This is a genomic window from Brevundimonas staleyi, assembly GCF_041893865.1.
Taxonomy (GTDB): Bacteria; Pseudomonadota; Alphaproteobacteria; order Caulobacterales; family Caulobacteraceae; genus Brevundimonas; species Brevundimonas staleyi.
The window spans coordinates 2,870,226-2,882,525 of the sequence record NZ_CP169082.1 but is presented as its reverse complement, the minus strand read 5'-3'; the positions used below and the strand labels follow the sequence as shown (position 1 = coordinate 2,882,525).

12 protein-coding genes are annotated in these 12,300 nt (G+C 65.5%); 7 read left to right on the top strand and 5 right to left on the bottom strand.

Going from position 1 to position 12,300, the window contains the following annotated elements; translation table 11 throughout:
* Window positions 1–2 precede the first annotated feature (2 nt).
* Together ACETK8_RS14735 and ACETK8_RS14730 are read right to left on the bottom strand one after the other, a co-directional pair.
* Window positions 3–1,376, bottom strand: coding sequence for a spinster family MFS transporter (locus ACETK8_RS14735; protein WP_374036585.1), 1,374 nt, complete (start codon window positions 1,374–1,376; stop codon window positions 3–5).
* Window positions 1,376–3,856, bottom strand: a complete 2,481-nt coding sequence (locus tag ACETK8_RS14730) for a TonB-dependent receptor (protein WP_374036584.1) — start codon at window positions 3,854–3,856, stop codon at window positions 1,376–1,378. Before ACETK8_RS14730 ends, ACETK8_RS14735 begins: the two co-directional genes overlap by 1 nt.
* A 220-nt stretch (window positions 3,857–4,076) precedes the next feature.
* On the opposite strand from ACETK8_RS14730, the gene ACETK8_RS14725 reads away from it, so the two are divergent.
* From ACETK8_RS14725 to ACETK8_RS14705, 5 genes are read left to right on the top strand one after another with little or no spacing between them, the layout of a single operon-like run.
* Window positions 4,077–4,523 (top strand): MaoC family dehydratase, encoded by a 447-nt coding sequence (locus tag ACETK8_RS14725; protein WP_374036583.1) that lies wholly within the window; start codon window positions 4,077–4,079, stop codon window positions 4,521–4,523.
* A complete protein-coding gene (locus tag ACETK8_RS14720) occupies window positions 4,510–5,085 on the top strand; it encodes a MaoC family dehydratase (protein ID WP_374039411.1) in 576 nt (191 codons plus the stop codon). Before ACETK8_RS14725 ends, ACETK8_RS14720 begins: the two co-directional genes overlap by 14 nt.
* 12 nt (window positions 5,086–5,097) lie before the next feature.
* Entirely contained in the window at window positions 5,098–5,529 is a 432-nt protein-coding gene (locus ACETK8_RS14715; RefSeq protein WP_374036582.1) for a Zn-ribbon domain-containing OB-fold protein, read from the top strand.
* Window positions 5,526–6,716: a lipid-transfer protein gene (locus tag ACETK8_RS14710; protein ID WP_374036581.1), complete on the top strand. Its 1,191-nt coding sequence runs from the start codon at window positions 5,526–5,528 to the stop codon at window positions 6,714–6,716. The genes ACETK8_RS14715 and ACETK8_RS14710 overlap by 4 nt, the downstream gene beginning before the upstream one ends.
* Complete coding sequence (locus ACETK8_RS14705) at window positions 6,713–7,498, top strand: enoyl-CoA hydratase/isomerase family protein (protein ID WP_374036580.1); 786 nt, start codon at window positions 6,713–6,715, stop codon at window positions 7,496–7,498. Before ACETK8_RS14710 ends, ACETK8_RS14705 begins: the two co-directional genes overlap by 4 nt.
* On the opposite strand, the gene ACETK8_RS14700 is transcribed toward ACETK8_RS14705, so the two are convergent.
* From ACETK8_RS14700 to ACETK8_RS14690, 3 genes are read right to left on the bottom strand one after another with little or no spacing between them, the layout of a single operon-like run.
* Complete coding sequence (locus tag ACETK8_RS14700; protein WP_374036579.1) at window positions 7,475–8,371, bottom strand: alpha/beta hydrolase; 897 nt, start codon at window positions 8,369–8,371, stop codon at window positions 7,475–7,477. The two genes, ACETK8_RS14705 and ACETK8_RS14700, sit on opposite strands and share 24 nt — an antisense overlap.
* 46 nt (window positions 8,372–8,417) lie before the next feature.
* Complete coding sequence (locus ACETK8_RS14695) at window positions 8,418–9,875, bottom strand: flavin-containing monooxygenase (RefSeq protein ID WP_374036578.1); 1,458 nt, start codon at window positions 9,873–9,875, stop codon at window positions 8,418–8,420.
* On the bottom strand, window positions 9,782–10,042 hold the full coding sequence (locus ACETK8_RS14690) for an NAD(P)-binding protein (RefSeq protein ID WP_374036577.1): 261 nt from the start codon (window positions 10,040–10,042) through the stop codon (window positions 9,782–9,784). The genes ACETK8_RS14695 and ACETK8_RS14690 overlap by 94 nt, the downstream gene beginning before the upstream one ends.
* A 152-nt stretch (window positions 10,043–10,194) precedes the next feature.
* Between ACETK8_RS14690 and ACETK8_RS14685 the strand changes: the two genes are divergently transcribed.
* Both ACETK8_RS14685 and ACETK8_RS14680 read left to right on the top strand, forming a co-directional pair.
* Window positions 10,195–11,697 (top strand): CoA-acylating methylmalonate-semialdehyde dehydrogenase, encoded by a 1,503-nt coding sequence (locus tag ACETK8_RS14685; protein WP_374036576.1) that lies wholly within the window; start codon window positions 10,195–10,197, stop codon window positions 11,695–11,697.
* A 297-nt stretch (window positions 11,698–11,994) separates the two neighbouring features.
* Window positions 11,995–12,261: a hypothetical protein gene (locus ACETK8_RS14680; protein WP_374036575.1), complete on the top strand. Its 267-nt coding sequence runs from the start codon at window positions 11,995–11,997 to the stop codon at window positions 12,259–12,261.
* Window positions 12,262–12,300: the final 39 nt, after the last annotated feature.

The window sequence follows — 12,300 nt, the reverse complement described above, 5'->3', positions numbered from 1 at the left end:
GCTCAGGGATTCAGCAGTTCGTGGTGGCGACGATACTCGGATCGACCCCAGCCGAAAGCCAGGGCGGCGAGGGCGGTGGAAACCGAGAGGGTCAACCCCAGCGACATTCCCAAAGCCGCCTCGGAGCGAAACACGAAGTCGTTCAGCAGACCGGGCAGCAGGGGGCCCATCGTCAGTCCGCCCAGGTTCGCGATGAACAGGATCAGCGCGAGCGCCTGGCCCCGGACCTGATTGGGCAGGACCATCTGGGACGCGGCGTAACAACTGCCCGCAGGCATGGCCAGAAGGACCACGCCGACAGCGAAGACCGCGACCGTGGCCATTTCGCTGGACCCTTGGGCCCAAAGCAGGGCGACGAAGGCCGCAGTGCCGAAAATCGAGCTGACCATGGCGATCCGAAGCGCGGCGTCCCGGCGACCCGCGACTAGGCCTCGATCGCTCAAGCGCCCGCCCATCAGCATGCCGAAGCTGCCGCCGATCAGGACCACGAGGCCCATCACCAGGCCGGTCTGCTGCGGTGTCCAGTCGAAGGAGCGCTGCAGGACCCCGGGTGACCACAGCATGAAGGCGTAAAGCGCCACGGCCTGGAACATCAGTCCGAGGGCGATAGCGGCAACGGCCACGCGGCGTTTGGCGATCTCGGCGACCGTTTCGGCAATGCTCAGTCGGGCGACGGCCCCATCCTGGGCCACGAGGGCCTTGCGCCGCCTGGGCTCTCGAAGGGTCAGAACCCACAGGGCAACCAACAGTCCGGGAATGCCCGTGACCAGAAAGGTCGCTCGCCACGAGGCGATCTCGCCAAAAACAGGCAGTGTCAGGGTCGCGGTCTGGGTGACCAGCTGGACGACCAGTCCGCCGACCAGAAGCGCCAGACCGGATCCGAGGTAGATGCCCACCCCATAGAGGCTCATTGCGGCACCCAGCTTCTCGTTTGGAAAGCTGTCGGAAATCATCGACACAGCCGCAGGCGCGAGGGTGGCCTCGCCAACCCCGACACCCATGCGGGCGAGAAAGAGACCCGGATAGCCGGTGGCGACAGCGCAGGCCGCCGTCATCAGGCTCCAGAAGAAGACGCCTGCCGCGATGATATTGCGCCGGTTGAAACGGTCCACCAGCCGACCCGCCGGCAGGCTGACCAGGGTGTAGAACAGGGAGAAGGCGAGGCCACCCAACAGGCCGACCTGGGTGTCGGAGACCGCGAATTCGGCCTTGATGGGACCAACGAGGAGACTCAGGATCTGGCGGTCTATGAACGATAGCGTGTAGCAGACGGTCAGCACCGCGACCGTGTACCAGGCATAACCGCCCGGGTTGCGCCCCTCCAAAGAAGGGGCCGCCGGACCTTTCGATCCGGCGACCTGGGAGGTTTCAGTCATCAGAACCGAGCCGCGAACTGGAGAGCGATCTCGCGGCCGCGAGCCACCACGCCACGTTGCTCGCCGATGGCACCAGGCACACTGGCTCCACCGGTGCGGTCCGCGGCGTAGAGGATGTAGGTCTCATCCGACAGGTTCCGTCCGAGGAGCTGGACCGTGTACCGGTCGTCGGGCGAGGTTAGCGTCAGGCCCGCGTTGTAGCGCCAGAACGAGTCCTGGAGTGCGGAGGGGGCCATGGTCTCCGAGGCGAAGTAGGAGCCGCTGTAGAAGGCATCTCCCGTCAGCGCGAGGTTGAAGCCGGCGATCCGGGTCTCATAGGTGAAACCTGCGCTGCCCGCCCATTCCGGGGCCCTTGCCGGTGCCCGACCCTCGAAGTCCTGCTGCAGGGTCAGAGCGGTCGCATTGACGAAGGAGCAGTTCGCGGGAGCCACAGCCGTCGCCCGGACCGTTCCGGTCGGGAAGGCGTAGGAATAGCACTGCCCGACGAAGTCGCGGAACTGGGCGTCGACATAGGCGATCGCGCCGCGCACCTCGAGACCGTCGGTCAGCTGCCACTTCGCATCGGCTTCGAAGCCGCGTTGCTGGACTTCGCCAGCGTTGTTGATCGTGTAGGCGATGCGCGCAGGGTCGTAGGTATTCACCTGCAGATCTTCAAAGGTGTAGGCGAAGGCGGCGAAGTTGGCCCGGATTCGTCCCTGGTCGAAGATGCCCTTGGCCCCGAACTCGAAGCCTGACGCGGTCTCGGCATCGAAGTCGATGTCCCCGATCCGGGTCGTCGTCTGCTGGGGGCTGGTCAATCCGAAACCGCCCGACTTGTATCCGGTCTTGTAGGCCAGGAAGAAGGTCCGGTTCGACGATGGCCGCCAGGTGATCGTGGCCTCGGGTGACACGTTGTCGTCCTCGAACTGGCCCACGATATCGCCCGGGACCGTGGAGCCCGGATAGACGGTCGATTGGGTCGCGAAGGTGCCGATGCCGTACAGGTTCCGCTTGGCGAAATCCTTGGTCTCTCGGGTCCAGCGCAGACCGCCCGCGATCTCAATCGTGTCGGTCATGTCATAGAGAACCTGACCGAAGATGGAGCGTGTCGTACCGTCCTGCTGGGCGAGATCCTCGTAAGTCACGAAGCGGCCAGAAACGGCATTGTAGCTGCTGTCGCGCAGCTTGGTGTCGTTGGTGGTGTAGAGGTCGGTCCACTGGAAGAAGGCCCCGAACATGAAGTTCAGCGGTCCGGAATAGTCGCTGGTCAGGCGGAACTCCTGACTGATCTCCTGGTTGGTCTGGCGGTTGTAGAAGGCGAGCTGGGAATAGGTCGTCTGGTCGAGACCGGAGAGGAACTCGTATTGGGTGGAGTTGTAGCCTGTCGTTGACACGAGGTTCAGCGTCTCGCTGAGCGCCCAATCGAACTCCAGCACGCCGGTGAAGACGTCCAGTTCGCCATAGGCCCGGCCGTTTCCACGATAGCCGCGCATCGTCCGGGCGATCGCGTCAGGAAGATCGCCGCTGGTCGTGCGGTTGTCTGCGACGCAATCAGCGAAGGGGTCCGCGATCCCATAAACCCTTGGGTTGGAGCCGCCGGAACAGGCTCCGATGTTCTGCGTCGCGACGCCGGGTCCAGCGTCTTCGTTGTGACCGGCGAACAGCTTCAGCCGTGCGGTGATCGTCGGAGCGATCTCCGCTTCGATCGTGAGGCGGCCGAGGATTTCTTCGTCGCCGGGACGGGAATCTGCCGTGCCGGGCAGCGTTGCGGCACCGACGGGTGCGCCCGTCGCCACGACGTAGAAGGGGTTGGCGATGGGCTGGGCCGTGTTGGTGAGCCAGCCGTCCAGGTTGCGATAGCGCAGAGCGAGACGAGCCGACAGGCCCTCGGCGATCGGGCCTGAGAGATAGCCCTCGAGCGTGGCCTCGTCGCCTTCGAACTCATAGCCGGCGCGAATGCCGGCCTCGAAGACATCCGTCGGATTGGCCGAGCTGATCGAGATCACACCCGCGGGGCTGTTCTTTCCGAAGAAGAGGGCCTGTGGGCCCTTCAGGACCTCCACCTGCTCCAGATCGAAAAAGCCCATCTGGGTGATGCGACCGTCGCTGGTCTGGACGCCATCGATGGCGACGGACACCGCCTGCTCGAAGCCGGTCTGGTTGGCCGGAGAGCTGATGCCGCGGATGGCGACGGATCCGCCGCCGTTGGACTTGTATGCTCCGACGACCACGGTCGGCGTCAGTTCGCCGATCCGCGACAGGTCGTCCGCGCGGTTTCGCTCGAGCGTTTCGGCGCTGACGACATTCACGACCACCGGAACACTGATCAGCGTCTCCGACCGTCGACGCGCGGTCACCACGATGTCGTCGATCGTGGATGCTTCTTCTTGCCCCGCCCGAGCGGTGCCCGGTGCGTCCTGCGCCGCGACAGGCTGGGCGACTGCAAAGGCGAGCGCGCTGGCGGCGCTCGCCATCAAAAGCGACTTGGTGGTGACAGCCATGGCTTCCCCCTGATGTTTCCGACCCTGCCGCCCTTCGCCCGTCTTCTGCGAGTCCTTGCGACATCGTCAGGAAGACCCTCATCTGACGAACTGTCAATACTGGTGTTGACAAAAATCAACGACCGCGTTGATGATGCGATCCGGAGACCCGAACCCCAGTCCATGAAAAGGGGTCACGGCTCCCATCGCGGCCATTGCCGTTCTTCTGGAGGATCATGACGTGGACGGATCTGGAGCCTCGCTCCCGCAGGATATCGCGATCACGATCGACACCCCGGTCGGCTATCGCCTGCAAAGCCTGAGAAAGAAGGCCGCGATCCAGCTGATGGGATCTCGCCTCTGGGGCCGGTTCAATCCCAACCATTGGGATCCCGTCTACGCCGCCGCCACAGGCCTAAAGGCACCGATCCAGACGGGTGAGATGTCATCGGCCTACATCGCTGAGATGTGCGTCAACCACTTCGGTGCGGCCTTCTTCAGGGGCGCGCGGGTGGTCTGCAAATATGTGGCCTCGACCTATGCGGACGAGATCATCTCGACCCACGGTGTTGTTCGCGAGAAGACGCCCAAGGGGGCAGGCTTCCGCTTCATCGTCGATGTGTGGGCCGAGAACGAGGCCGGAGAGAAGAAGACCGCCGGCTGGGTTGAAGTCGATGTCGGCATCTGACGCTGAAGGGGTAGGAGGAACCACCGCCATGACGCCGCTACCCGCCACCGATGGCCTCAAACCCATGAGCCCGATCCAGGCGCGCCAAACCCGCGCGTTCATAGACGATCTGGCCTCGGAGGCCCGTCCATACTGGGACATGGTCGAGATCGGCGATGAGCTGTCGCGCGATCTTCATCTCTCCGCTGAGCTGGTCATCCTCTATGCGGATGGCGTCGAGGACTTCAATCCCTGGTACGAAGGCTGGCGGATGAACTCCTGGCACATCGAGGGCCAGTCTCCCTTCGGGGGAGCCATCGTGCCGCCGCTGCTCGTCTCTCACTTCGTCCTGTCGGTGCAATTCGACGCGACCCGGCCGTTCTCGATCGGCTCCATCCACACCTTCCATGACTCGGAAATCCTGGAGCCGATCCTGGTGGGAACCACGGTCCGGATCACGACCCGGGCGGTCGAGAAGTTCGAAAAGCGCGGGAGGCGTTATGTCCGGCATGCCGTCGAGGTCACGGACGTGGAGGACAACCGGGTCTACTTCCGAGAGACCCGCGACATCCTCTCGCTTTGAGCGGCCCGTGTGATGGACAGCATAACCCTCAGGCCGGTCGTCGATGAAATCCTCACGCTCGATGAGGCTGGCGCTCATCTGCTGGGCAGCGCCTGCCAGGATTGCGATACGGTCTATTTCCCACCCGTGTTGCGCTGTCGGAACCCCGGCTGCGCGGGCAAGACCATCGTGCCCTCTCATCTGGAAGGGGCAGGGGTGCTCTTCAGCTTCACGATCCAGCGCTATCGTCCCCCGGCCTTGTTCGCCCTGGAGCCATGGGAGGCCTATGCCATCGGCTCGGTGGATCTCGCCGGCGGGGTCAGGGTCTTGGGGATCATCCAGGCCCCGTTCGATCAGCTAAGCCCAGGCCTGGCGGTCCGACTTTCGACCTCTGTGCTCAACGACGGCGACGAGGGTGCGGTCATCACCCATGTCTTCGTTCCGGATGAGGATGGCCCGGGATGAGGCCGGTCTATGTCCTCGGCGTCGGGGCCCATCCCTGGGGCAAGTGGCCCGACACGCCACAGGTGGGTCTGGCCATTCACGCCATGAAGGCCGCGCTGACGGAGGCGAACCTCGAATGGCGCGACCTTCAGGGCCTCGTCGCCGCCAGCTCGCGCTTCGAGGGCGGAATGGGATGGGGACTTCACGCCAATGAAGTCGCCCAGGCCGTCTCCGAGCACGGGCTGGCCTGCGTCAATGTCGGGGGGGCCTGCGCCGCCGGAGCTGTCGCCTTTCACACGGCCCAAATGATGGTGGCCAGCGGTCAGTACGACACCGTGGCCACCCTCGGGGCCGAGCGTATGCCCAAGGGGTTCATCCCCCGCCCGCCGGGGGCTGCAGACGATCCAACGGACCATGACTTCCTGCGATGGAAGACCATCGGGGCGACCAATCCCGCCTACTGGGCGATGGAAGCCCGCCGCCGAATGCACGAGGTCGGCACGACCGAGGAAACCTTCGCCGCCGCGTCCGTGCTCATGCGGCGTCATGGCGCTCACAACCCCTATGCCCGGTTTCGCACGCCCTCGAGCGTCGATGAGGTGATGGCCTCGCCCATGGTCAGCGATCCGCTGCGACTTCTCGAAATCTGCGCGGTCAGCGACGGGGCGGCCTCGGTCATCCTGGGATCCGAGGCGCAGGCTCGCCGGAGCGGAGGTCCCCTCATCCAGGTGGCGGGCACCGCCATCGCCACAGGCCAGTTCGGCGACCCGGCCACCCGCATTCCCATGGTCGGCTCGACGCCTCGTCCGGCGGTCGCCCATACCAGCGAAGTGGTCGGCGCTGTCCAGAAGGCCTGGAAGGCGGCCAGCATCGGTCCAGAGGATGTCGATCTGCTGGAACTCGCGGACAATACGGCGTGGCACGTCCTCGCCTGGCCTGAAATGCTGGGGTTCTTCGAGCCGGGCGAAAGCGACCGCAGGCTGGCCGCCGGCGACCTTCAGGTCGGAGGACGACTGCCGATCAATCCCAGCGGGGGCTTCCTGTCCTTCGGCGAAGCGACGACCGCGCAGGCGCTTCTGCAGATTTGCGAGCTGTTCTGGCAGCTCCGGGGACAGGCTGGCGGACGGCAGGTGGAAAACGCCCGGATCGCCATGTCGGCCGTGCTCGGCCTTGGCGCCAACGGTGGCTCTGTGGTGCTGAAGCGATGAATGCCGCCGTTCAGCTCGACGTGCAGGACGGCGTGGCCCTCATGACCCTGTCCCGTCCGGAGACCGGCAACGCGGTCAGCCAGGATGTTGCGGACGGGTTGCTGGCGGCTGCGCTTGTCTGCGAGTCCGACGACAAGGTTCGCAGTGTCCTCCTGACCGCGCAGGGCACCGCGTTCTGTGTCGGGGGCGACGTCAGGGCCTTCGCCGAGGCCGGAGACGGCATGCCGACCCTGGTTCGGAGTCTGACCGCGTCCCTCCACATGGCGGTGGTGCGGCTCGCCCGCATGGACAAGCCTTTGGTCACGGCGGTCAACGGCGCTGCGGCGGGGGCCGGTCTGGGCCTGGCCGTTCTTGGCGACATCGCCCTGGCGGCGCGATCCGCGAAGTTTACCTCCGCCTATGGTGCCCTGGGACTGACGCCCGACGCCGGGGCGACGTGGCTGTTGCCGCGTCTGGTCGGTCTCCGGCAAGCCCAGAGACTGTTGCTGCTCAATGAGCGGATCGATGCGGTCGAGGCGGAACGGATTGGACTGATCACGCAGGTTTTCGAGGATGACGCGCTCGCAGCCGAAGCGCTGGAGCGTGCCTCCCGGCTTGCGAAGGCCCCCCGCCGAGCCTTCGGCAGAACACGGGGCCTCCTCTATGCGGCCATGGCCAATGGTCTGGAGACCCAGCTGGAGCTGGAAGCCCAGTCGATTGCCGAGGCCGCCGGGTCCCGGGAAGGGCGCGAGGGGGTCGCGGCGTTCGTCTCCAGACGGTCAGCCGACTTCGGGTCGATCTGAAGGCCCGGGTCCGTCGACGCTCAGGGATCGCCTCAGCGCATCGGACAGCCAGGCCAGGGCCTCGTCGCCGCGTCTCGAACCGCCCGGCAAGCCGACGAAGCCGTGAATCATGTCACCGAAATGTTCGGCCGACACCTCGACGCCTGCGGCGCGAGCGCGATCAACGAATGCCAGGCCCTCGTCTCTGAGCGGATCATGGCCGGCTGTGATGACGGCAGTCGGCGGCAAGGACGAAAGATCGGCGCGCGTCAGGTCAAAGAGGGGATCGCCCGAGCGATCGCCTTCACCCCTGTAGGCCGACCATGCCCAGTCCAGAAAGGTGCCCGTCAGCATGTGACCTTCGCCAAACCTCTCCTGAGACGCGCTTGTCCGGGACGGATCGAGGCAGGGATACAGCAGCCCGAGAGCCTGGACCGGAGATCCCTTTGCCGCGCAGTCGAGCGCGGTCGCAATCGCCAGCTGGGCACCCGCGCTGTCGCCGGCCAACCCAACCCGTCTGGGTTTCAGCGTGGAGCGAACCCAGGCCACCGCAGCGGCCGTGTCTTCCAGCGCCGCTGGATAGGGGTGCTCCGGGGCCAGTCGATAATCGACGGACGCGACGGTCACGCCTGAGGCGATCGCGAGACGACGGCAGAGCGCGTCATGGGTCTCCAAATCCCCGAACACGAAGGCACCCCCGTGGAAGAAGACGATGACCGCATCCAGCGAAGCGTTCGGCGGGAGAAAGAGTCGCCCGGCGATTCGCTCGGCACCGGTGATCTCGATGTCCCTGACCCGGATGGCGTCCGGACGAACACCCTTTGCCAGAAAGGCGTTCGCGGCCTCGCGGATCTGGACCGCCGAAAGCCCATCGCACGGAGGACGAAGAGCCATTCGGGGGTCAGCCACCAGGGCCGCTAGATCAGGGTCCAGCCGGTGTTCAGGAGGCTTCACGGAGGCTCTCGCGACGACGCAGGTCAAAGCCCTCGTAGCCGTTCGCGGCCGTCTTTTCGAGGATCCGACGATAGCCGCGAACGCCCCCGGAATAGGGCATGAAGACCCGGGGCTTTCCAGGCATTTCCGCGCCCACATAATAGGACGGCGTCGTCATGTAGAGGGTTTCCTGGGCGCGTTCATTGACGTGTGCGACCCAGGCCCGGACGGCCTTCGGGGTCGCCTCGACTTCCATGATGCCGTCCCGACGGGCGACGTCGAACAGCCCGGCGAGCCAGTCGATCTGCTCCTCGCTCGAGAGAAGCACATTGCTCAGCAGCGATGGGCTGCCGGGACCACCGATAAGGAACAGGTTCGGGAACCCGTCGACGGCAATCCCCAGATGGCTCGCCGGGCCGCCCGCCCAAGCCTCCTTCAGGGTCTGGCCCTCGCGCCCCGTAATGTCGATCTTGAGGATCGACCCGGTGAAGACGTCGAACCCTGTCGCATAGATCACGATGTCGAACGGCAGGTCCTGATCGCTCGTGCGGATGCCGTTCGCCGTGAAGCGCTCGATCGGGGTCTCGCTGATATCCACCAGGGAGACATTGGGCCGGTTGAATGTCTTGAAGTAGCCGCCGTCGACCGAAGGACGCCGCGTGCCGAAGGCAAAGCCGCGCGGCACCAGTTTGTCCCGCAGCCCGGGATCCTCGATCTGTTCAGCGATCTTGCGCTGGACGAAGGCTGACGCGATGTCGTTGGCCTCCTGGTTCAGCAGGATGTCCTTGAAGGTCAGCGCAAAGCCGAATCCAAGCCGGTTCCAGGCGGCCTCGAAGGCGGCCTCGCGTTCGTCCGGATCGACCTCGGCCGCCGACCTGGGATCCGGCTTGAAGCCGAGACCGCTGGGCGAGTTTCGGGCCGCCTCTCTGCGGGCGCGGTAGTCCGCCTTGACTGCTCTGTCCTCCTCCTCCGTGAGCGGCGCATTCGCGGCCGGGATCGAATAGTTCGCCGTGCGCTGGAAGACCGTCAGATGGGCGGCCTGGGCGGCGATGATCGGCGTCATCTGAACGCCCGAGGAGCCGGTTCCGATGATCGCCACACGCTTGCCGGAAAAATCAATGGGCTCGCGCGGCCAGCGCGCGCTGTAGATGATCCTGCCCTCGAAAGTCTCCTGGTCGGGATAGGTCGTGGCCTTGGGCTCGGACAACTGTCCGACCGCGACGACGAAGCGCGATGCGGTGAAGGTCCTTCCGTCCTCCGTCTCGATCGTCCAGCGGCACCTTCCTTTGTCATAGGTTGCGCGGCGGACGCGGGTCGACAGGTCGATGTCCTTGCGAAGGTCGAACCGGTCGGCGACGTGATGGATGTAGCTCAGGATCTCGGGCTGGGTCGCATAGCGTTCCGTCCAGCGCCATTGCTGCTCCAGCGCCTCGGAGAACCGGTAGGAGTAGTCGAAGCTTTCCACGTCGCAGCGCGCGCCCGGATAGCGGTTGTAGTTCCACACCCCCCGATCTCGTCCGAGGCTTCCAGAACCCGGACGCGGAAGCCCTGTTCGCGAAAGGTATGGAGCGCGCGAAGGCCGGCGAAGCCCGCGCCGACGATCAGGACATCGAGGTCGACATTCTTGGTCATGGCCATCTCCCTGTCGAAAATCGTGACACGGCGGCAGCAAACCGTCAACGATAGTGTTGATGGCGCTGGCGTCGGGCGCTAGGCTCCGCGAGGGTTTCAGAAAACGGCTTTCAGACGAGCCGTTTCATGATCGCTTTCAGGGAAACGCTCGCATGCGCGACATCCATCATTTCATCGACGGCGCGTCCTTCACCGGATCGTCGGGCCGGTTCGGCGATGTGTTCAATCCGAACACCGGAGAGGTCCAGGCGCGGGTCCAACTGGCGACCGAGGGAGAGATGGACCGGGCGGTCCAGTCGGCCCAGAACGCCTTCGAGGGCTGGTCCTCGACCAATCCCCAGCGCCGCGCGCGGGTGATGTTCGAGTTCAAGCGCCTGGTCGAGGCGAACATGACCGAGCTGGCCGAGCTGCTGAGCGCCGAGCACGGCAAGGTCGTCGCGGATTCCAAGGGCGACATCCAGCGGGGCCTGGAGGTCATCGAGTTCGCCTGCGGCATCCCCCATGCGCTGAAGGGTGAATACACCTGGGGTGCCGGCCCCGGCATCGACGTCTATTCGATGCGCCAGCCGCTGGGCGTGGTGTCGGGCATCACCCCGTTCAACTTCCCGGCCATGATCCCGATGTGGATGTTCGGCGTCGCCATCGCGACCGGCAACACCTTCATCCTGAAGCCGTCCGAGCGGGATCCGTCGGTGCCGGTGCGTCTGGCCGAGCTGATGATGGAGGCGGGTGCCCCCGCCGGTGTGCTGAACGTCGTCCACGGGGACAAGGCGGCGGTGGACGCCATCCTGACCCACCCGCTGATCCACGCCGTCAGCTTCGTCGGGTCCTCGGACATCGCCAGCTATGTGTACCAGACCGGCGCGGCGCACGGGAAACGGGTCCAGGCCATGGGCGGGGCCAAGAACCACGGTATCATCCTGCCCGACGCCGACATGGACCAGGTCGTCAAGGACCTGTCGGGCGCGGCCTATGGCTCCGCCGGCGAACGCTGCATGGCCCTGCCGGTCGTGGTGCCGGTCGGCCAGAAGACGGCGGACGAGCTGCGCGAGCGGATGGTGGCCGAGATTCCGTCGATGCGGGTCGGCGTCTCGACCGACGCGGGCGCCCACTACGGCCCGGTCGTCACGGCCCAGCACAAGGCCCGCGTCGAGGGCTGGATCGAGCAGGGCGTGACGGACGGCGCCGAACTGGTCGTCGACGGTCGCGGCTTCAGCCTGCAGGGGCACGAGAAGGGCTATTTCATCGGCCCGTCGCTGTTCGACCACGTCACGCCCGAAATGGAGAGCTACAAGGAGGAGATCTTCGGCCCCGTTCTCCAGATCGTCCGCGCCGCCAGCTTCGAGGAAGCCCTGTCGCTGCCGTCAAAGCACCAGTACGGCAACGGCGTCGCCATCTTCACCCAGAACGGCCGCGCGGCGCGGGATTTCGCCGCCCGGGTCAATGTCGGGATGGTGGGGATCAATGTCCCGATCCCCGTGCCGGTCGCCTATCACACCTTCGGCGGCTGGAAGCGCTCGGCCTTCGGCGACACCAACCAGCACGGCATGGAGGGCGTGAAGTTCTGGACCAAGGTCAAGACCGTCACCGCCCGCTGGCCTGACAGCGAGCTGGAACACGCCGACAGCAGCTTCGTCATCCCGACGATGCGCTAGATCCGGCAGGTGCGTGAACTTGACAGCCCGCCTTCGTACCATCGCGCGTCCAAACAAATCGGGGACGGGCAGGAGGCGGCCCGACGTGAGAGGACGAGAAGTGAGCCTTGCCAGCCCTTCTCAATGTCGCCCTTTAAGCGATGTGCGAGCTACCGTTTCTGGCGCAGAGCGGCCCTGTACGGACCCCGTCCGCCAGCGCCTGCAGACGGTGCGACAGCCGTAGGGCGAGGGTGATCTCGGTCCACAATCTGGGGTAGGGTGAGCGACCTCGCTCAGGAAAAGAGGACGGAGCGTATCATGCCCGGTCAAGCGCCCAACCCCTCGTTGATGCGCGTCTATCTGGTGCGCGACATCGGCTCGCGCAGCCGCTGGGTCGAGATCGGGGTCGCGCGGCCTCACAGGGACGGACGCGGCTATGCCATCGACCTCGACGCTCAACCGATCGAGGGACGCATCGTTCTTCGAGCCTCGCGAGGCTCTCGGGATGAGGGCTCTGGACCGCAGGGCGACCAAGATCTGCCGTCCCAGTGGGGAGAGACCCCGGGTGGACGGCCCGGCCTCTGAGCTTGCGGGTTCAGGAGGGTAGCCGGGCCGTCAGCCAGC

Excerpts from the sequence above, each read along its gene's own strand:
- ACETK8_RS14735 (WP_374036585.1), bottom strand. The coding sequence starts at position 1,376 with ATGACTGAAACCTCCCAGGTCGCCGGATCGAAAGGTCCGGCGGCCCCT.
- ACETK8_RS14730 (WP_374036584.1), bottom strand. The coding sequence starts at position 3,856 with ATGGCTGTCACCACCAAGTCGCTTTTGATGGCGAGCGCCGCCAGCGCG.
- ACETK8_RS14720 (WP_374039411.1), top strand. The coding sequence starts at position 4,510 with ATGTCGGCATCTGACGCTGAAGGGGTAGGAGGAACCACCGCCATGACG.
- ACETK8_RS14715 (WP_374036582.1), top strand. The coding sequence starts at position 5,098 with ATGGACAGCATAACCCTCAGGCCGGTCGTCGATGAAATCCTCACGCTC.
- ACETK8_RS14710 (WP_374036581.1), top strand. The coding sequence starts at position 5,526 with ATGAGGCCGGTCTATGTCCTCGGCGTCGGGGCCCATCCCTGGGGCAAG.
- ACETK8_RS14705 (WP_374036580.1), top strand. The coding sequence starts at position 6,713 with ATGAATGCCGCCGTTCAGCTCGACGTGCAGGACGGCGTGGCCCTCATG.
- ACETK8_RS14700 (WP_374036579.1), bottom strand. The coding sequence starts at position 8,371 with ATGGCTCTTCGTCCTCCGTGCGATGGGCTTTCGGCGGTCCAGATCCGC.
- ACETK8_RS14690 (WP_374036577.1), bottom strand. The coding sequence starts at position 10,042 with ATGACCAAGAATGTCGACCTCGATGTCCTGATCGTCGGCGCGGGCTTC.
- ACETK8_RS14685 (WP_374036576.1), top strand. The coding sequence starts at position 10,195 with ATGCGCGACATCCATCATTTCATCGACGGCGCGTCCTTCACCGGATCG.
- ACETK8_RS14680 (WP_374036575.1), top strand. The coding sequence starts at position 11,995 with ATGCCCGGTCAAGCGCCCAACCCCTCGTTGATGCGCGTCTATCTGGTG.